Genomic DNA, 18,567 nt, shown 5'->3' with positions numbered 1-18,567 from the left:
GGGTTTTTCGCGGCTGTCTCCGCCGCGTCACCAGTTTTTTTTTTTTGTTACCACAACACACCCTACCTGTCGCTTTTTTGGGTGTCTGGCAACCACCCCCCCAACCCCCGGTGACGCGTCACCCACCATCACGCAGCGAGCACACCCGTAGCCACGAGCAGCAACGTGGCAGCGCCGAGTGCGACGCGGTAGAGCACGAACGGCGTGTAGGAGCGGGTGGAGACGTAGCGCAGCAGCCAGGCGATGGCGGCGTAGCCGACGACGAACGACACGACCGTCGCCACGATGGTGGGGCCCCAGCCGTAGGGGTTGTCCCCGCCGGGGATCTCCTTGAGCTCGAAGAGGCCGGCTCCGACGACGGCCGGGATGGCCAGCAGGAAGGCATAGCGGGTGGCGGCCTCGCGCTCGTAGCCGAGGATCCGACCCATCGACAGCGTCGCGCCGGAGCGGGAGACACCGGGGATCAGGGCCATCGCCTGGGCACCGCCCATCAGCACGGCGTCGCGCAGCGAGATCTCCTTGAGCTCCTTGTCGTTGCGGCCGAAGCGGTCGGCGAGGCCGAGGACGATGCCGAGGACGATCAGGGTCGTGCCGATGATCCAGAGGCTGCGGAAGTCGCTCTCGATGACGTCCTTGAGCACGATGCCGAGGATGACGATCGGCAGCGAGCCGATGATGATGAACCAGCCCATCCGGGCGTCGAGGTGGCCGCGGTACTCCGGCTTGACCAAGGACTTGAGCCACATCGTGGCGATCCGCCAGATGTCGTGGCGGAAGTAGATGAGCACCGCCAGCTCGGTGCCGATCTGGATGACGGCAGTGAACGCCGCGCCCGGGTCGCCCCAGCCGAAGATCTCCGGGTAGATGCGCAGGTGGGCGCTGCTCGAGATCGGTAGGAACTCGGTCAGACCCTGGATGATCCCGAGAACGACGGCCTGGAGGTAGTCCCACACGAGACGCAAGAGTAGGGCCCGCACCGCACTTCGCGGTCCTCAGGGCGAGCCGCCGCGCCGATCGGGCGGTGCGCCGACTACCTTGCTGCCATGCAGCAGCGGTCACTGGGCAGAACCGGCCTCAAGGTCTCACGCCTGGGCCTCGGGACGATGACCTGGGGCCGGGACACCGACCAGCACGAGGCGCGCGACCAGCTGATCGCGTTCGCCGAGGCCGGCGGGACGCTCATGGACACCGCCGCCGGCTACACCGACGGTGACTCCGAGACCCTCATCGGCACCCTCATCGGCGACGTCGTGGCCCGCGACGAGATCGTGCTGGCCACCAAGGCCGGCATCTCGCGGCGCTCGGGCGAGCGGGTCACCAACACCTCGCGCGGCCACCTCCTCTCGAGCCTCGACGCGTCGCTGAAGCGGCTCGCTGTCGACCACGTCGACCTCTGGCAGGTCCACATCTGGTCGGACGAGACGCCGATCGAGGAGACGCTGGGCGCCCTCGACCACGCGGTCTCCTCGGGCCGCACGTCGTACGTCGGCATCTCGAACTACGCGGGGTGGCAGACCGCCCACGCCGCCACCTGGCAGCGTGCGGTCCCGGGGCGCGCTCCCCTGGCGTCCACCCAGGTGGAGTACTCCCTGCTCAACCGCGCGGTCGAGCGCGACGTCCTCCCCGCGGCCGCTGCGCTCGGCCTGGGTGTCCTGCCGTGGTCCCCGCTGGGGCGCGGCGTGCTCACCGGCAAGTACCGCGGCGGCACCCCGTCGGACTCCCGCGGCGCCTCGTCGGTCTTCTCGTCCTTCGTCGGCACCTATCTCGACGACCGCAGCGGGCGCATCGTGGAGTCCGTGGTCCGCGCCGCGGAAGGTCTCGGCTGGACGCCGCTGGAGGTCGCCCTCGTCTGGGTGCGCGACCGGCCCGGCGTCACCGCGCCCATCGTCGGTGCCCGCACCGCCGCCCAGCTCCAGGGAGCACTCGACCTCGAGGACAAGGAGCTCCCCTCCGAGATCATCGCCGCCCTCGACGACGTCTCAGAGGCTCGATGAGCCGACATGACCGACGACCGCCGCGGCCCGGGGTGGAGTGGGAGTTCGACCGCGTCACCTTCGACCGCGAGTTCTCCCGCAACGTCGTGACCAAGCTGCTCGTCGAGCGCGCCGAGCACGGCGGCTGGGAGCTCGACCGCGTCAACATGACCCCCGACGGCACCCGCCGGGTGGTGCTGCGCCGCAAGATCATCCGCCAGCTGCGCCCCACCTTCTGACGGCCCCCGGTCGCGCTAGACCTGCCCGAGGAAGCGGTCGAACACCCGGGCGCCGAACTCCAGCGAGTCCACGGGCACCCGCTCGTCCACGCCGTGGAAGAGCGCGGTGAAGTCCAGGTCCGCGGGCAGCCGCAGCGGCGCGAACCCGTAGGAGCGCATGCCCAGACGCGTGAAGTGCTTGGCGTCCGTGCCACCGCTCATGAGGTAGGGCGCCACGACGGCCCCGGGGTCCTCCGCGAGGAGGGAGCGGGTCATCGCCTCCACCAGGTCGCCCTCGTAGGGCATCTCCCACGGCTGCTGCTTCGAGACGTAGTCGATCGAGACGTGCTCGCCGCACAGCTCGGCCAGGGTGGCGAAGAACTCGTCCTCGTAGCCGGGCAGGAAGCGCCCGTCGACGTGCGCGGTCGCCTCGGTAGGGATGACGTTGACCTTATAGCCCGCACCCAGCATCGTCGGGTTGGTCGTGTTGCGGATGACCGCACCCAGCATCCGCGCGGCACTGCCGAACTCCTCGATCAGGCTCTCGGCGTTCTCCGGGGTGGCCTCGGTGCCGGCCAGCTCGGCGACGGCCGCCAGCAGCGTCTGCATCGTCGGCGTCAGGCGCACGGGCCACTCGTAGGCCCCGATCCGGGCGACCGCGGCTGCCAGCTCCGTCACGGCGTTCTCACGGTTGATCATCGACCCGTGGCCGGCGCGACCGCGAGCGGTGAGCTTCATCCAGGCCATGCCCTTCTCCGCGGCCTCGATCAGGTAGAGCCGACGGCCGCGGATCGTCGTGCTGAACCCCCCGACCTCGCCGACGGCCTCGGTGCAGCCCTCGAACTCCTCGGCGTGCTTCTCCACCAGCACCTGGGCACCGTGGTGGCCGCCGGCCTCCTCGTCGGCGGTGAAGGCCAGCACCATCGGCCGCGAGGGGACCTGCCCGGCCCGGGCCCGCGCGCGCACGACGGACAGCAGCATCGCGTCGAAGTCCTTCATGTCGACGGCTCCCCGACCCCAGACGTAACCGTCCTGGACCTCCCCGGAGAACGGGTCCACCTGCCAGTCCTCGGCCGCAGCGGGCACCACGTCGAGGTGCGCGTGCAGGAGCAGCGCACCCCGCTCGGGCATCGCACCACCGTCGCCGCCCCAGTGGGCCACCACCGAGGTGCGACCCGGCGTCGACTCGTAGAGACGCGACTCGATGCCGACCTCGTCGAGCAGGCTGGCGACGTGCTCGGCAGCCTTGCGCTCCCCCGGACCGTCCTGGTCGCCGTAGTTGCTCGTGTCGATCCGGATCAGGTCACGGCAGAGCTCGACGACCTCCGCCGCGGGGTCGTAGGTCAGATCGTCGACGTCGGCAGTCATGCCCCCATCAAAGCACCGCACGCACCGACCCCCGATGCGGCCCATGGGTCCCTCCTTTGCTACTGTTCCACCGCACTCGTCCGGGTGGCGGAATTGGCAGACGCGCTAGCTTGAGGTGCTAGTGCCCGTATTAGGGCGTGGGGGTTCAAGTCCCCCCTCGGACACTCAGAAGGCCCCGGCTCCACGGGGCCTTTTGTTCATTTCGGCCCCCACCGGCGCTATGCGGCAACAGATCTTGAATCATTCAAGAAAGTCCGACAGACTGCCGGGGTGCTCACCACCCCGGACGTCGAGACCGCCCTGCGCGGTGCCTCGCTCCGGGTGACCCGCCCCCGGACCGCGGTCCTCGCCGCGGTCTACGCCCATCCGCATGCCGACACCGACTCGATCATCGGGGCCGTGCGCGCCAGCCTGGGCGAGGTCTCGCACCAGGCCGTCTACGACGTGCTCCGGGCGCTCACGACCGCGGGCCTGGTCCGTCGCATCCAGCCCTCGGGCTCGGTCGCGCGCTACGAGTCGCGCGTCGGTGACAACCACCACCACGTGGTGTGCCGCTCCTGCGGTGCGATCGCCGACGTCGACTGCGCCGTCGCGAGCACGCCGTGCCTCACCGCGTCCCACGACCACGGCTTCACGATCGACGAGGCCGAGGTCACCTACTGGGGCGTCTGCCCCGGCTGCTCCACCGCCCCCGCACGCAGCTCCTGAACCCACCCATCGCACCAGCTGGACCCGGAAGGATTCCCTGTGTCTGACACCACCAAGCACGACGCCACCGTCGGCGACATGAACTCGGAGGAGAGCGAGGCGCGTTGCCCCGTCGCTCACGCCCGCGTCCCCTCGCACCCCACCGAGGGAGTCGGCAACCGCGACTGGTGGCCCAACCAGCTCAACCTCAAGATCCTGCGCAAGCACCAGGTCGCCGCCAACCCCATGGGCGAGGACTTCGACTACGCCACGGCCTTCCAGAGCCTCGACCTCGACGAGCTGACCCGCGACGTCGACGCCCTGATGACCGACTCCCAGGAGTGGTGGCCCGCTGACTTCGGCCACTACGGCGGTTTCTTCGTCCGGATGGCGTGGCACAGCGCCGGCACCTACCGCATCAGCGACGGCCGCGGCGGTGCGGGAGCGGGCATGCAGCGCTTCGCCCCGCTCAACAGCTGGCCCGACAACGGCAACCTCGACAAGGCCCGTCGTCTGCTGTGGCCGATCAAGCAGAAGTACGGCGCCCAGATCTCGTGGGCCGACCTGATGGTCTTCACCGGCAACCGCGCGCTGGAGACCATGGGCTTCACCACCTTCGGCTTCGCCGGCGGCCGCGCCGACGTGTGGGAGCCCGACGAGGACGTCTACTGGGGTCCCGAGCAGACCTGGCTCGGCGACGAGCGCTACACCGGTGACCGCGAGCTCGAGAACCCGCTGGCCGCCGTCCAGATGGGCCTCATCTACGTCAACCCCGAGGGGCCCAACGGGCAGCCCGACCCCCTCGCTGCGGCCCGCGACATCCGCGAGACGTTCGCCCGCATGGCGATGAACGACGTCGAGACCGTGGCGCTCATCGCCGGTGGTCACACCTTCGGCAAGACCCATGGCGCGGCCGACCCCGAGCAGCACGTCGGTGCCGAGCCCGAGGGCGCCGCCATCGAGGAGCAGGGCTTCGGCTGGAAGAACAGCTTCGGCAGCGGCAAGGGTCGCGACGCGATCACCAGCGGCCTCGAGGTCACCTGGACCTCCACGCCCACCCAGTGGAGCAACAAGTACTTCGAGAACCTCTTCGCCTACGAGTGGGAGCTCACCAAGAGCCCCGCCGGCGCCTGGCAGTGGCAGCCCAAGGACGGCGGCGGCGCCAACACCGTGCCCGACCCGGAGGACGGCACGCTCAACCGCCCGCCGACGATGCTCACCACCGACCTGTCGCTGCGCGTGGACCCGGTGTACGAGGAGATCTCGCGACGCTTCCTCGAGCACCCGGAGGAGTTCGCCGACGCCTTCGCCCGCGCCTGGTTCAAGCTCACCCACCGCGACATGGGCCCGATCCAGCGCTACCTCGGCCCCCTGGTCCCGCAGGAGACGCTCATCTGGCAGGACCCCGTCCCGGCCGTCGACCACGAGCTCGTCTCGGCAGCCGACGTGGCCACACTGAAGGAGAAGGTGCTGGCCTCGGGACTGGACGTGACCCAGCTGGTCTCGACCGCCTGGGCCTCGGCCTCGACGTTCCGCGCGAGCGACAAGCGCGGTGGTGCCAACGGTGCCCGCATCCGGCTCCAGCCCCAGAGTGGCTGGGAGGTCAACAACCCCGACGACCTCGCCCAGGTGCTGCGCACGCTCGAGGGCATCCAGTCCGACTTCAACGCCCAGGACGGTGCGGCCAAGATCTCGCTGGCCGACCTGATCGTGCTGGCCGGAGCGGCGGGCGTCGAGCAGGCCGCCCGCACGGCCGGCCAGGACGTGTCGGTCCCCTTCACGCCCGGACGCACCGACGCGAGCGAGGAGATGACCGACGCCGACTCGTTCGCCGCGCTCGAGCCCACCTCCGATGGCTTCCGCAACTACGTCGGCAAGGGCCACAAGCTCCCGGCCGAGTACCTCATGGTCGACCGCGCCAACCTGCTGGACCTCAGCGCGCCGGAGATGACCGTCCTGGTCGGCGGCCTGCGCGTGCTCGGCGCCACCTACGACCGGTCGTCGCTGGGCGTGCTCACCCACACCCCTGGCTCGCTCACCAACGACTTCTTCGTCAACCTGCTCGACATGGGCGTGACGTGGACGTCGACCTCGGAGGCGCAGGAGACGTTCGAGGCACGCAACGGCTCGGGTGAGGTCGTCTGGACCGGCACCCGCGCCGACCTCGTGTTCGGCTCCAACTCCGAGCTGCGCGCGATCGCCGAGGTCTACGCCAGCAACGACGCCCGCGAGAAGTTCGTGCGCGACTTCGTCGCCGCGTGGACGAAGGTCATGGAGCTGGGCCGTTTCGACCTGGCCTGATCCGACCAGCACGATCGACACCCCGCCTGCCGGCCTACGGCAGGCGGGGTGTCCCGTCTCACGTGCGCCCCCGTGTTTGGCACGCCAGGAAGTGGTCAACCTGGACAAGTGCGGTCATTTTGTCCAGTCACTCCGGACGAGACCGCGTCTTTGCCATCGACGCCCGAAGGAGGCGGCGCCTCACGGCGCCGACACACGTGACGACACAGCAAGCACGCACCACCAGCCCTGACCAGGACCCCGACGCTGAGCGCGACACGGTCGACGCACCGCACGACGCGTCGTACGACGACACCCACCCGGCCCTCGACGCTCCTGTCGAGGATGCCCAGCCGGCCCGGTCCGGGCTGGACCGCCTCGTCTTCGGCGTCACGGCGGCGATCGCGGTCGCGTTCCTGGTCTGGGGCTTGGTCAGCACCGACTCGCTGGCGACCACCTCGGGCGACACGCTGGGCTGGACCATGGCCAACACGGGGTGGCTCTTCGTGCTGACCTCGAGCGCCTTCGTCGTCTTCGTGATCTGGCTCGCGCTGTCGCGCTTCGGCAACATCACGCTCGGCCGGGACGGCGAGCAGCCGGAGTTCCGGACGGTCTCGTGGGTCGCGATGATGTTCAGCGCCGGGATGGGCATCGGCCTGATGTTCTACGGCGTCAGTGAGCCCATCACCCACTTCGCGACGCCGCCGCCGGGCACCGGCGCGGTCGGCAACCCCGAGGCGACCCAGAACGCGATGGCCACGACGCTCTTCCACTGGACACTGCACCCGTGGGCCATCTACGCGGTCGTCGGTCTGGCCATCGCTTACGGCGTCTACCGCAAGGGCCGGCTGCAGCTCATCTCCGCCGCCTTCGAGCCGCTGCTCGGCGAGCGTGCCCACGGACCGGCCGGCAAGGTCATCGACATGCTGGCGATCTTCGCGACGTTGTTCGGCTCGGCCGCCTCGCTCGGCCTGGGTGCGCTCCAGATCCGCTCCGGCCTCACGATCGTGACCGGCTGGGGTGCCACCGGCAACGCGGTGCTCGTGGGGATCATCGCGGTGCTCACCGCAGCCTTCGTGCTCTCAGCGGTCTCGGGTGTCTCCAAGGGCATCCAGTACCTCTCCAACATCAACATGGTGCTGGCCGTCTCGCTGGCGCTCTTCGTCTTCATCGTCGGCCCGACGGTCTTCATCCTCAACCTGATCCCGACCTCGCTCGGCTCCTACGTGCAGGACCTGTCGATGATGGCCGCGCGCACCGGCGCGGAAGGCAACGAGACCAACGCCTGGCTCCAGACCTGGACCGTCTTCTACTGGGCCTGGTGGCTCTCGTGGACGCCGTTCGTCGGCATGTTCATCGCGCGCATCTCGCGCGGTCGCACCATCCGCCAGTTCGTCACCGGCGTCCTGCTGGTCCCCAGCCTGGTCAGCCTCGTCTGGTTCGCCATCTTCGGCGGGGCGGCCATCGACCAGCAGAAGAGCGGCACCGACATCGCGGGGGCGGGCGGCATCGAGACCCAGCTCTTCACCACCCTCGAGGCCTACCCGCTGGCGACGGTCTCGAGCATCGTGGTGATGGTGCTCGTGGCGATCTTCTTCGTGTCCGGCGCCGACGCCGCCTCCATCGTGATGGGCACGCTCTCGGAGCGCGGCACGCTGCACCCGAGCAAGCCCACCGTGATCTTCTGGGGCGTCGCCACCGGCTCCGTCGCGGCGGTCATGCTGCTGGTCGGCGGATCGGACGCCCTGACGGGTCTCCAGACGATCACGATCGTCGCGGCCCTGCCGTTCGTCCTGGTGATGGTGGGGCTGGCGGTCGCGCTGGTCAAGGACCTGCGCTCCGACCCCCTCATGGTGCGCCAGGCCTATGCCCAGGAGGCCGTCGAGGCCGCCGTCGTCACCGGTGTCACCGAGCACGGGGACGACTTCGTGCTCGCCGTCGAGCGGGATCCGGAGGCCGCAGAGGACGACCTCGCCACCAGCGACGTCGCGGAGGACGCCCGGCGCTGAGCTGTCGTACGACGAGGCTGCTGGTCAGCTGCTCGGGGCGCTCGCCGCGGGGCGCCAGCCGAGGCACGACTCGAGCAGCTCGACCTCGGGTGTGCTGATCAGCAGCTCGTCGTACTTCTCACCGGAGAGCGCGATCCGCAACGCCGGGACGCCACGCTGCAACGACACGAGCTGTCGGTGTCCTCGGCGACGCCACGTGCCGATCCGACGAAGGCCGAGCAGGTCCAGGCCCACCCGCACTCCCTTGGCCTCGCGCCACGAGCCCACCAGCTCGACGGACTCGATCGAGGAGAGCGGGATGCTCTGGTCGCGCACGAGTCCGAGCACGTGCTCGGCCCGGGTGAAGCGCACCCGGAGATGGTGTCCGTCGATCTCCAACCAGCTCATGGGCCGATCATCCCCCGGTCGGAGCGACCACACCAGGGACCGAGGTCCCGGAGTCCGGTCGCGGCCGCTGCAGCAGCCGCAGGCCGGCGACGACCAGCCCGGGCAGGGCCGCCAAGCCCAGGATCAGGGCCCCCTGCGACCACGACACGGCAGTGGTGCCGAGCAGTTCCTGGAGCGGAGCCCACGTCACGGCCGCCACCTGGAGCAGGGCCGCCAGCAGGAGCGCCGCCTCCAGTGACCGGGAACGCAGGGCCAGGCCCTGACGCGGAGAGCGGATCGCCAGCCCGACGCCCAGCTGGGCCAGCCCCAGCGCCAGGAACACCCAGGTCTGGACCGCGCCGACGGGGGCCAGGAGCCCTGCGGCCAGTGAGGACGCGGTGATCAGGCTCCCGGCCAGCAGGATCTGACCGAGCAGGGCCCCGCTGAGCACGGAGCGCTCGGGTGACGGTGACGGTCGAGCCATGTCCCGGGGGTCCAGCGGCTCCCCGCCGAAGGCCACACCCGGCACGCCGTGGGTGAGCATGTTGATCCACAGGATCTGGCCCGGGGCGAGCGGGACGACCATCCCCAGGAAGGGCGCGAGCAGGATGACGAGGATCTCGGCCATGCCGCCCGACAAGCCGTAGCGCAGGAACATCCGGATGTTGGCGTAGATCCGTCGTCCCTCGGCGACGGCCCTCACGACCGTGCGGAGGTCATCGTCGGCGAGCACCAGGTCGGCCGCCTGGCGCGCCACCTCCGTCCCCCGGTCCCCCATGGCGACGCCGATGTCGGCCTGCCGCAGCGCCGGCGCGTCGTTGACGCCGTCCCCCGTCATGGCCACGACGGCTCCGCGCGCCTGCCAGGCAGCGACGATGTCGACCTTCTGCTCCGGGCGCGTGCGGGCGTAGACGCCGATCCGGTCGACCCGGTCGACGTGTCCGCCGGCCGCGACCAGGTCGCCCTCGACCAGCTCGACACCGGGCTCCAGGAGACCGATCTGGTCGGCGATCGCCCGAGCCGTGGCCGGGTGGTCCCCGGTGATCAGGACCGTGCGGATGCCGGCCTCGCGACATGCACGGACGACGTCCGCCGCGTGCGGGCTCGCCGGGTCGGAGATGGCGGCCAGTCCCCGGAGGACCAAGCCTTCCTCGAGTCGGTCGGTCGCCGGGCGGCTCGAGGAGCGGGCGTCCGCGAATGCCAGGACCCGGAAGCCCTCGCGCGCCAGCCGCTCGGCCTCGGCACGGGCCCTCTCCACCTCCGGCCCTGGCTCGACCAGGTCCAGCACCGCCTCCGGCGCCCCCTTGCACACCGTCCACCACGGGCCCCGGTGCTGCCCGTCGTCGGGGCCGAGCTGACGGTGCACCGTGGTCATGCGTTGCGTGCTGCTGTCGAAGGTGATCTCCTCGACCCTGCTCCAACGGGCTGATCCCGACACGGCGGCCGGATCGCTCTTCAGCGCCGCGATCAGCAGGGCGGCCTCCATCGGGTCCCCGACGATCCGCCAGGTCCCGGCATCGGGGCCGTGCACCTCGGCGTCGTTGCACAGGACGAGGTCCCGCAGCAGGAGGTCGAGCGTTCCGGGATCACCGGGATCACCGTCGCACACGGTGACGCTGCCGACGGCGTCGTAGCCGTGGCCGGACACCTGCCAGCTGCACATCGGCGTCCACAGCCCCTGGAGCAGCATCCGACCCTCGGTGAGGGTGCCGGTCTTGTCCGAGGCCAGCACCGACACCGAGCCGAGGGTCTCCACCGCCGGCAGCCACCGGACCAGGGCGTGCTGCTGGGCCATCCGGTAGGCCCCCATGGCGAGGGAGACCGAGACGACGGCCGGCAGCGACTCTGGGATCGCCGCGACGGCGAGGCTGACGGCGAGGATCAGCATGTCGGCGGCGCCCTCGCCGCGGAGCAGCCCCAGGAGGAAGACGACGGCCGTCAGGCCCAGCGTCAGGACGACCAGCTGGCGCGAGAGCCGGGCGAGCCGCTGCTGGAGCGGGGTGGCCCGGTTGGTGGTGTCGGCGAGTGCCGCGGCGATGCGGCCGAGCCCGCTGTCGGCACCGGTGCGCGTGATGGTGGCCAGCGCCCGGCCCCGCACGATCACGGTCCCGGACTGTGCCTCCTCCCCGGGACCCCGACCGACGGGCACGGACTCCCCCGTCATCGCCGACTCGTCGATCTGCAGCCCGGCGGCCTCGACCACGGTGCCGTCCGCGGGGACGACGTCGCCGGCCTCGAGGCGCACGACGTCTCCCGGCACGACCTCGGCGCCGTCGACGGTGACCGGGACCCCGTCGCGCAGGACCGTCGCGTGAGGCGCCGAGAGACGGTCGAGCGCCGCGATGGCGGTCGCGGCCCGCAGCTCCTGGACCACGCCGATCAGGGTGTTGAGGACGATCACGGCCAGGATGATGACCGCGTCGCTGAGGTCTCCCAGGGCGATGACGACGACCAGGGCCCCCAGGAGCAGCACGATCATCGGGTCGCGCAGCTGGCTCAGGACCCGTGACAGCATGCTGCGGGGTCGCGCGCGCGGCGCCAGGTTGGGCCCCTGCAGGTCGAGCCGGCGCGCCGCCTCGGCGCTGGTGAGTCCCCCGAGTGACGACACCGCCGAGGTCACGTCGCCGGTCCTCCGACGTGCTGGAGCTGGGCCTCTCGAGCGGTCCCGGCCGGGGCCGGGACCGGGTCCACCACCATCACCGGGCAGCGTGCCTCGCGCAGCACCGCGCGGGTGGTCGAGCCCAGGTGCCGGCCCAGGGGGATCCGCGAGCGGTGTCGGCCGACGACGAGGAGCTGGGTCTGTCCGGAGGCTGCCTGGAGGGCGTCCGCGACGTGGGCGTGCTGCGTCCGGACCTGCGTCTCGACGTCCGGGTACTCCTCCAGCAGCGGTCGGAGCCTCTCGATGACGTCGGCCAACAGCTGCGCCTCGTGCCGCACTCCCGCCTGTCCCTCGAAGACGAGGTCGTCGTAGTGGTCGGTGAAGTGCCAGGTGTGCAGCACCCGCAGCGGCGCGCGGCGGGCACGCGCCTCCTCGAGGGCGGTCCGCACCACGCGCTCGCCGGCGATCGGGTCGCTCAGTCCGACCAGGACCGGGAGCACCGCCCCCGCCGTCGAGGCGCCCGACCACCCGGTGGGCACGGAGACCACGGGGACGTGGGCGCGACCGGCGACACCGCTGGTGACCGACAGGGTCGGGATGCGTGCCCCGCGACCTGGCTGGCGCTGCAGCACGACCACGAGGGCGCGGTCGCTGGACGACACCAGGGTCGGCACCACCGCCCCGTGGACGACCTCCGTGGTCACGGCCACGTCGTCCCCGAGCTCGCGGACCAGCTGGCGTCGCGCCTGGTGGAGCGCCGACGCGCTGGCGCTGTGGAGCATGCCTTCCAGGATGTTGAAGGATGCCCCCTCGGCGCTGGTCGCCACCGGGTGGACGACGCTGACGAGGTGGACGCCGCACCCTCGGCGACGCGCCTCCTGCGCGGCGTACGCGATGGCACCGGTCGCGTCCTCGTCGCCGGCGACGGCGACGAGGACCTTGCGGGTCGTGGCCTCGAGCATGACGTACCTCCTGGTGGCATCGGTGGCGGTCCGGGGAACCGGCGATCCCACCGAACCATCCGGGCGCTCCGGCCCGGACCTGCCGATGTGCCCCGAGGGTCGGGACCTTCGGCCCCCGGGGTGCTGACCCGGGACCCCTGACGGCGGGCCGAGGGAGGACCAAGGTGAGGAAGGAGGCGCCATCGGGGCGCCCACCCCGACGACGAGGAGTCGCCATGAACCACCCGGTCGACGTGCGAGCGCTCGTGGTCTTCGAGTCGATGTTCGGCAACACCGCCACCGTCGCCAGGTGCGTCACCGAGGGCCTGGAGGAGGGCGGCCTCGACGTGACCGCGCTCGGTGTCCGCGACGCCGCGGGGGTGGACCCCTCCGGTTTCGACCTGCTGGTCGTCGGCGGGCCCACCCACGCCTTCTCCCTCAGCCGACCCGGGACCCGGCAGGACGCCGTGCGCCAGGGCGCTCCTCCGGCGGCAGCCGAGGGGGACGGTCTGCGCGAGTGGATCGCGACCATGCCCCTCGGCCACGGCCACCTGCTCGCGACCTTCGACACCCGGGTCACCAAGCTCCGCCACCTGCCGAAGGCCGCGTCCAGCCGGGCAGCCCGGCTGATCACCCGTCGCGGCTTCCGCCTGGTCTCGCGTCCCACGGGCTTCGTGGTGACCGACATCCAAGGCGACCTCGTCGACGGCGAGACCGAGCGCGCCACCGCCTGGGGACGGCTGCTGGCCCTGGAGACCCGTCACCGCCTCGCCCCCGTTCCGACATCCTGAGAGGACCGCGTCATGCGCCATCTGCTCATCCTGGGCGCCGGCACCGCCGGCACCATGATCGCCAACCGGATGCGGCGTCTGCTCGACCCGCACCAGTGGCAGGTGACCGTCGTCGACCGCGACGACGACCACCACTACCAGCCTGGCTACCTCTTCGTGCCCTTCGCGATGATGTCGCCCCACGACGTCGTGCGCTCCCGCCACGCCCAGCTGCACGACGGGGTGCACTTCATCACCGGCGAGGTGTCCCTCGTCGACCATGCCGACGACGTGGTGGTCCTCGCCGACGGCACACGGCTGCCCTACGACCAGCTCGTGATCGCCTCGGGGACCACCCCCCGCCCCGACCAGACCCCTGGCACCACCGGTGCCCTCTGGCGCGACAAGGTCCATGAGTTCTACACCCTCGAGGGCGCGGTCGCGCTACGCGCGGCACTCGAGCACTTCACGCACGGCCGGCTCGTGGTGCACGTCACGGAGATGCCGATCAAGTGCCCGGTCGCGCCGCTGGAGCTCACCCTGCTCGCCGAGGCGATGCTCCGCCGCCGCGGACAGCGCGACCAGGTCGAGATCGTCTACGTCACCCCTCTGCCCGGGGCCTTCACCAAGCCGGTCGCGTCCGCGAGGCTCGGGCACCTGCTGGAGGACCGCAAGATCCTCGTCGAGACCGACTTCATGGTCGAGTCCATCGACAACGAACGGCAGTGCCTGGTGTCCTACGACGAGCGCGAGGTCCCCTTCGACCTGCTCGTGACCGTCCCCCTCAACATGGGCGCCGACTTCGTGGCCCGCTCAGGGCTGGGGGACGAGCTCAACTACGTGCCCGTGGATCGGGGGACGTTCCTCGCCACGGGCCACGACAACATCTTCGCCGTCGGGGACGCCGGTGACATCCCGACCTCGAAGGCGGGCTCGGTGGCGCACTACTCGGTCGACGTGTTCGTCGACAACTTCCTCGACCACGTCGAGGGCAGGCCGCTGACGCACCACTTCGACGGCCACGCCAACTGCTTCGTCGAGAGCGGCGACGGCAAGGCGCTGCTGATCGACTTCAACTACGACGTCGAGCCGCTGCCCGGCAAGTTCCCCGTCCCCGTCCTCGGTCCGATGACCCTCCTGGAGGAGACCCGGGCCAACCACGCGGGCAAGACCGCCTTCTCCTGGGTCTACTGGAACCTCCTCCTGCCCGGTCGGCTGCCGATGCCCACCGACATGTCGATGGCCGGCAAGCACCTCCCGCCTCCTGCCCACCACACCGAGCCGGGCGCCACGTTCCCGGAGAAGGAGCATCTGCCATGAGCACCACGACCATCGACGGTCGCACCGTCCACGTCGACCAGGAGGGCTTCTTGACCGAGCCTGCGGAGTGGGACGAGGACATGGCCCGCGCCTTGTCGGCCCTCCTGGGCATCGAGCTCGACGAGCGGCACTGGAGGATCCTGCAGTTCCTGCGGGCCGACCACGCCTCGACCGGCGAGACCCCGACCCTGCGCCGGGTCAGCACCTCGTTGCAGGTGCCCATGAAGGAGCTCTTCCAGCTCTTCCCCACCAAGCCCGCCAAGAAGATGGCCTACGTCGCCGGGCTCCCGAAGCCCCGCGGCTGCGTCTAGGAGCCCGAGATGACCACCACCGACACCACCCCGACCATGCCCGACTTCGGAGCACCGGCCACCGATCGCACCCTCGCGATCATCTGCTCCAAGGGGAGCCTGGACATGGCCTACCCCGGCCTCGTCCTCGCCAACGCCGCCCTTGGTGAGGGCGTGACCGTGCACCTGTTCTTCACCTTCTGGGGCTTCGACATGATCAACAAGCGCACCATGGCCGACCTGAAGTTCACCCCCGTCGGCAACCCGGCCACGCACCTGCCGACCGCCATCAGCGGAATGCCCGGCATGACCGCCATGGCGACCCACCAGATGCGCAGGACGATCGCCGAGCTGGACATCCCCGAGGTCCCGGAGTTCCTCCAGCAGATCGTGGACTCCGGCGGGCACCTGTGGGCTTGCCGGATGTCGGCGGACATGCAGCACCTGGGCGTCGACGACCTCTTCGACGGGGTCGAGGACATCATCAGCGCCAGCGACTTCATCGAGAAGACCGACGGCGCCCAGCTCCTCTTCATCTGAGTCCCCCACCACGAGAGGCACGCGACCATGAGCACCATCAAGCAGCAAGGCGGCCGCCTGGCCGCCCTCACGCCGTACGACTGCTGGGCCCTGCTGCAGGACGTCAAGATCGGTCGCCTGGCCTGGTCACGTCCCCAGGGACCGGCCGTGGTGCCGGTCAACCTGAGCCTCGTGGACGGCGCCCTGTGGTTGCGCACCAGCCTGAGCTCCGAGCTGGTCCGTGATGCCCTCGACCGAGCCGTCGCGATCCAGGTCGACGAGATCGACGAGGTGACCCGCTCCGGCTGGAGCGTGCTCGTCCTCGGCACCGCCGAGCTCGTGACGGGCGAGGACGTGCCCGAGCACCTGCACGTCCTCGACGTCTGGCCCACGGGCCCGCGCGTCGCCTACGTGCAGGTCTCCCCCACCCAGGTGACGGGTCGCCGGCTCGGCGCCCCCGCCCACCCCTGACCGAGAGAAGAGGCACTCCCATGCTCGTCCGCGAGGCCATGAGCGGCACCCCGACCACCGTCACCCCCGACACCCGGATCAAGGCGGCCCTGACACTGCTCGCCGAGCACCGCCTCACCGCCCTGCCCGTGGTCGACGGCCACGGTCACCTCCAGGGCATGGTCAGCGAGGCCGACCTGATCCGCGAGTCCCTCACCCGGGACCCACGCCTCCACGAGATCCCGGACGCAGGCGAGCGGATGGCGCTGCCGCAAGCCGTCCACGAGGTCTACACACCCCACGCGATCAGCGTGCGTCCGGATGACGACCTGGCGGACGCCGTCGAGCTCATGACGTCCACGAGCATCAAGAGCCTGCCGGTCGTCGACGAGCGCGGACGCGTCGTCGCGGTCGTCAGCCGCAGCGACGTCGTGCGCATCCTGGCGCGCGCCGACAGCGCGATCGAGGCGGAGGTCACCGCGATGATGCACGATCTCGGGCACGACGGCTGGCTCGTCGACGTCGAGGCGGGCATCGTCCGCGTCGAGGGTCCCTCGGGCACCAGCGAGGAGGCCCTCGCGGCCCTGGCCGCACGTGCGGTGTCGGGCGTGGTGGACGTCCGCATCGGCTGAGCTCCCTGGCCACGGAGGCCAGCAGGACCATCGGCCCCGGGGCCCGGGGACCAACGCCCCTGATCGTCAGGGATGCCCACCGCGAGGCTGAGGAACGACAGTCGAGCCGATGCCACACCCAGGAGTCCCCATGAGCACCGAGCACGTCCCCCCAGACAGCATCGTCGTCGGCATCGACGGCTCCGCCCCCTCGGACGCCGCGCTCGACTGGGCGGCGTCGGAGGCGGTCCTGTCCCGACGCCCGCTGGTCATCTCGCATGCCGCTCCCTTCCCGGCCGCCTCCGGGTCGGCCTGGCTCGGCACGATGGGCATCGACCCCGCGCTCGTCCATGCACAGCTGCGCGCCGAGTCCCGCGACCTGCTCGACGCGGCCACGGCGCGTGTCACCGCGGCGCACCCGGACCTCGTCGTGCACGTCTCCATGCGGCTGGCAGACCCACGCCAGGCGCTGCTCGACCTCGCCACCGAGGCCCACCTCGTCGTGGTGGGGTCCCGCGGTCTCGGCCCGATGCGCAGCTTCCTGCTCGGCTCGGTCAGCCTCGCCCTGACGAAGCACTCCTCCTGCCCGGTCGTCGTCGTGCGCACGCGGGCGACGGCGCCGGTCCCCGGTGGCGTGCTCGTGGCGCTCGAGAAGGGCGATGTCGGTGTCCTGGAGCTCGCCTTCGAGGTCGCCTCCGCGCGCTCGCTGCCCGTGACCGTCCTCCACTGCTTCTGGGACGTCGTGACGGTGTCGCAGGGCGCCGTGGACGTGCCCGACGACGAACCCGGGGTCGAGGCGGAGCGCCAGCTCCTCACCACAGCCGTGGCTCCGCTGCGCGAGAAGTACGCCGACGTGCCGGTGCACCTGCAGCTCACGCGCGGCTTCGTCGACGCACGCCTGATCAGCGCCTCGGCCACCGCGGACCTGATCGTCGTCGGTCACCAGGCCAAGCCGTTCCTCGACGAGGTGATCTACGGCTCGGTCACCCCGGTCATCGTCGAACACGCCGCGTGCTCGGTCGCCGTGGTGCCCCAGAGCGACAGGACCCGGACCCATGTCACCGCTCACTGAGGTCGCCAGCACCTACGTCTTCGCGTTCGCCGACGGAAACAAGGACCTCAAGGACCTCCTGGGGGGCAAGGGCGCCAACCTCGCCGAGATGACGCGGCTGGGGCTCCCGGTGCCCCCCGGGTTCACGATCACCACCGAGGCCTGTCGCGCCTACCTCGCCGGCGGCGTGGAGCCGGCGGAGCTCGACGCCGAGATCAGCCGGCACCTCAGCCTGCTCGAGGAGGCCATGGGCCGCACGCTCGGCGACGCTCACGACCCGCTCCTGGTGTCAGTCCGGTCGGGCGCCAAGTTCTCCATGCCGGGGATGATGGAGACGGTCCTCGACATCGGGCTCACCGACGCCTCCGTCGTCGGGCTCGCCCGTCAGCACGGCACCGATCGCTTCGCCCTCGACTCCTACCGGCGGTTGCTCCAGATGTTCGGCGCGACCGTGCTGGGCATCGATGCCTCCGTCTTCGCCTCGGCCCTCGACGCGGTCAAGGCCGAGCGGGGCGCGACGCTCGACCTCGAGCTGGACGTCGACGACCTGCGTGAGCTCGTCGCCACCTTCCAGGCGCTCATCCGTGAGCACACCGGGCGTGACTTCCCGCACGACCCGCGCGAGCAGCTGCGGTTGGCCGTCCGCGCGGTCTTCGGCTCGTGGCACACCGACCGCGCCGCGCTCTACCGCCGCCAGGAGGGCATCCCCGAGGACCTCGGCACCGCGGTCAACGTGCAGGCGATGGTCTTCGGCAACCGCGGCATGACCTCGGGCTCCGGTGTCTGCTTCACGCGCGACCCGGCCTCGGGGCGCCGTGGTGCCTACGGCGACTACCTCCAGAACGCCCAGGGTGAGGACGTGGTCGCCGGGATCCGCAACACCGTGCCGCTGGCCGACCTCGCCGGGATCGACCCGCCGGCGTACGACGCACTGCTGGGCCACCTGGCCACCCTCGAGCACCACTACGCCGACCTCTGCGACGTCGAGTTCACGATCGAGGAGAACACCCTGTGGATGCTCCAGACCCGCGTGGGGAAGCGCACTCCAGAAGCCGCGTTCCGGATCGCCGCGACCATGCTCGGCGAGGGCCTCATCGATGCCGACGAGGCGCTCC

The 18,567-nt window shown here is 70.9% G+C and carries 18 protein-coding genes and 1 tRNA gene; 14 read left to right on the top strand and 5 right to left on the bottom strand.

Going from position 1 to position 18,567, the window contains the following annotated elements; all coding sequences use genetic code 11:
* Positions 1-128: 128 nt before the first annotated feature.
* A complete protein-coding gene (locus RMN98_RS03290) occupies positions 129-953 on the bottom strand; it encodes an undecaprenyl-diphosphate phosphatase (RefSeq protein ID WP_309647376.1) in 825 nt (274 codons plus the stop codon).
* Positions 954-1,043: 90 nt separating this feature from the next.
* Between RMN98_RS03290 and RMN98_RS03285 the strand changes: the two genes are divergently transcribed.
* The gene (locus tag RMN98_RS03285) at positions 1,044-1,994 is read left to right on the top strand and encodes an aldo/keto reductase (protein WP_309647375.1); all 951 of its coding nucleotides are present in this window, start codon (positions 1,044-1,046) and stop codon (positions 1,992-1,994) included.
* Positions 1,991-2,212 (top strand): DUF5703 family protein, encoded by a 222-nt coding sequence (locus RMN98_RS03280; RefSeq protein ID WP_309647374.1) that lies wholly within the window; start codon positions 1,991-1,993, stop codon positions 2,210-2,212. The genes RMN98_RS03285 and RMN98_RS03280 overlap by 4 nt, the downstream gene beginning before the upstream one ends.
* Positions 2,213-2,227: 15 nt before the next feature.
* Here the strand turns inward: RMN98_RS03280 and RMN98_RS03275 are convergent, their stop codons facing one another.
* Positions 2,228-3,559: a M20/M25/M40 family metallo-hydrolase gene (locus tag RMN98_RS03275; RefSeq protein ID WP_309647373.1), complete on the bottom strand. Its 1,332-nt coding sequence runs from the start codon at positions 3,557-3,559 to the stop codon at positions 2,228-2,230.
* Between the two features lie 78 nt (positions 3,560-3,637).
* Here RMN98_RS03275 and RMN98_RS03270 point away from each other — a divergent pair.
* From RMN98_RS03270 to RMN98_RS03255, 4 genes are all read left to right on the top strand, one after another.
* Positions 3,638-3,723: transfer RNA gene (locus RMN98_RS03270), tRNA-Leu, on the top strand.
* Between the two features lie 106 nt (positions 3,724-3,829).
* On the top strand, positions 3,830-4,267 hold the full coding sequence (locus tag RMN98_RS03265; protein WP_309647372.1) for a Fur family transcriptional regulator: 438 nt from the start codon (positions 3,830-3,832) through the stop codon (positions 4,265-4,267).
* 78 nt (positions 4,268-4,345) lie between these two features.
* Positions 4,346-6,547, top strand: coding sequence for a catalase/peroxidase HPI (gene katG / locus RMN98_RS03260; RefSeq protein WP_309647377.1), 2,202 nt, complete (start codon positions 4,346-4,348; stop codon positions 6,545-6,547).
* A gap of 197 nt (positions 6,548-6,744) precedes the next feature.
* The gene (locus tag RMN98_RS03255) at positions 6,745-8,535 is read left to right on the top strand and encodes a BCCT family transporter (protein WP_309647371.1); all 1,791 of its coding nucleotides are present in this window, start codon (positions 6,745-6,747) and stop codon (positions 8,533-8,535) included.
* A 24-nt stretch (positions 8,536-8,559) separates the two neighbouring features.
* Here the strand turns inward: RMN98_RS03255 and RMN98_RS03250 are convergent, their stop codons facing one another.
* Genes RMN98_RS03250 through RMN98_RS03240 form a run of 3 tightly spaced genes read right to left on the bottom strand, consistent with a single transcriptional unit; the run spans position 8,560 to position 12,462 of the window.
* Positions 8,560-8,922: a hypothetical protein gene (locus RMN98_RS03250; protein WP_309647370.1), complete on the bottom strand. Its 363-nt coding sequence runs from the start codon at positions 8,920-8,922 to the stop codon at positions 8,560-8,562.
* Positions 8,923-8,929: 7 nt separating this feature from the next.
* A complete protein-coding gene (locus RMN98_RS03245) occupies positions 8,930-11,521 on the bottom strand; it encodes a cation-translocating P-type ATPase (protein ID WP_309647369.1) in 2,592 nt (863 codons plus the stop codon).
* A complete protein-coding gene (locus tag RMN98_RS03240; RefSeq protein ID WP_309647368.1) occupies positions 11,518-12,462 on the bottom strand; it encodes a universal stress protein in 945 nt (314 codons plus the stop codon). The genes RMN98_RS03245 and RMN98_RS03240 overlap by 4 nt, the downstream gene beginning before the upstream one ends.
* A 215-nt stretch (positions 12,463-12,677) precedes the next feature.
* Between RMN98_RS03240 and RMN98_RS03235 the strand changes: the two genes are divergently transcribed.
* The 8 genes from RMN98_RS03235 to RMN98_RS03200 all read left to right on the top strand — a co-directional run.
* Positions 12,678-13,232, top strand: coding sequence for a hypothetical protein (locus RMN98_RS03235; RefSeq protein WP_309647367.1), 555 nt, complete (start codon positions 12,678-12,680; stop codon positions 13,230-13,232).
* A gap of 12 nt (positions 13,233-13,244) precedes the next feature.
* Positions 13,245-14,531: an FAD/NAD(P)-binding oxidoreductase gene (locus RMN98_RS03230; protein WP_309647366.1), complete on the top strand. Its 1,287-nt coding sequence runs from the start codon at positions 13,245-13,247 to the stop codon at positions 14,529-14,531.
* The gene (locus tag RMN98_RS03225; protein WP_309647365.1) at positions 14,528-14,842 is read left to right on the top strand and encodes a TusE/DsrC/DsvC family sulfur relay protein; all 315 of its coding nucleotides are present in this window, start codon (positions 14,528-14,530) and stop codon (positions 14,840-14,842) included. The genes RMN98_RS03230 and RMN98_RS03225 overlap by 4 nt, the downstream gene beginning before the upstream one ends.
* Before the next feature lie 9 nt (positions 14,843-14,851).
* A complete protein-coding gene (locus RMN98_RS03220; protein WP_309647364.1) occupies positions 14,852-15,361 on the top strand; it encodes a DsrE/DsrF/DrsH-like family protein in 510 nt (169 codons plus the stop codon).
* A 27-nt stretch (positions 15,362-15,388) separates the two neighbouring features.
* Complete coding sequence (locus RMN98_RS03215) at positions 15,389-15,811, top strand: pyridoxamine 5'-phosphate oxidase family protein (protein ID WP_309647363.1); 423 nt, start codon at positions 15,389-15,391, stop codon at positions 15,809-15,811.
* Positions 15,812-15,831: 20 nt separating this feature from the next.
* A complete protein-coding gene (locus RMN98_RS03210; RefSeq protein ID WP_309647362.1) occupies positions 15,832-16,422 on the top strand; it encodes a CBS domain-containing protein in 591 nt (196 codons plus the stop codon).
* Positions 16,423-16,552: 130 nt separating this feature from the next.
* Positions 16,553-17,473 carry a universal stress protein gene (locus RMN98_RS03205; protein ID WP_309647361.1) on the top strand — a complete coding sequence of 307 codons (921 nt, stop codon included), beginning with the start codon at positions 16,553-16,555 and terminating at the stop codon, positions 17,471-17,473.
* Positions 17,457-18,567 (top strand): PEP/pyruvate-binding domain-containing protein (locus RMN98_RS03200; RefSeq protein ID WP_309647360.1); only part of this gene is annotated, 1,111 nt, incomplete at its 3' end. The genes RMN98_RS03205 and RMN98_RS03200, both read left to right, overlap by 17 nt.

Source organism: Nocardioides sp. (genome assembly GCF_031397825.1).
Lineage (GTDB): Bacteria > Actinomycetota > Actinomycetes > Propionibacteriales > Nocardioidaceae > Nocardioides.
This window is presented reverse-complemented; position numbering and strand designations above follow the sequence as displayed.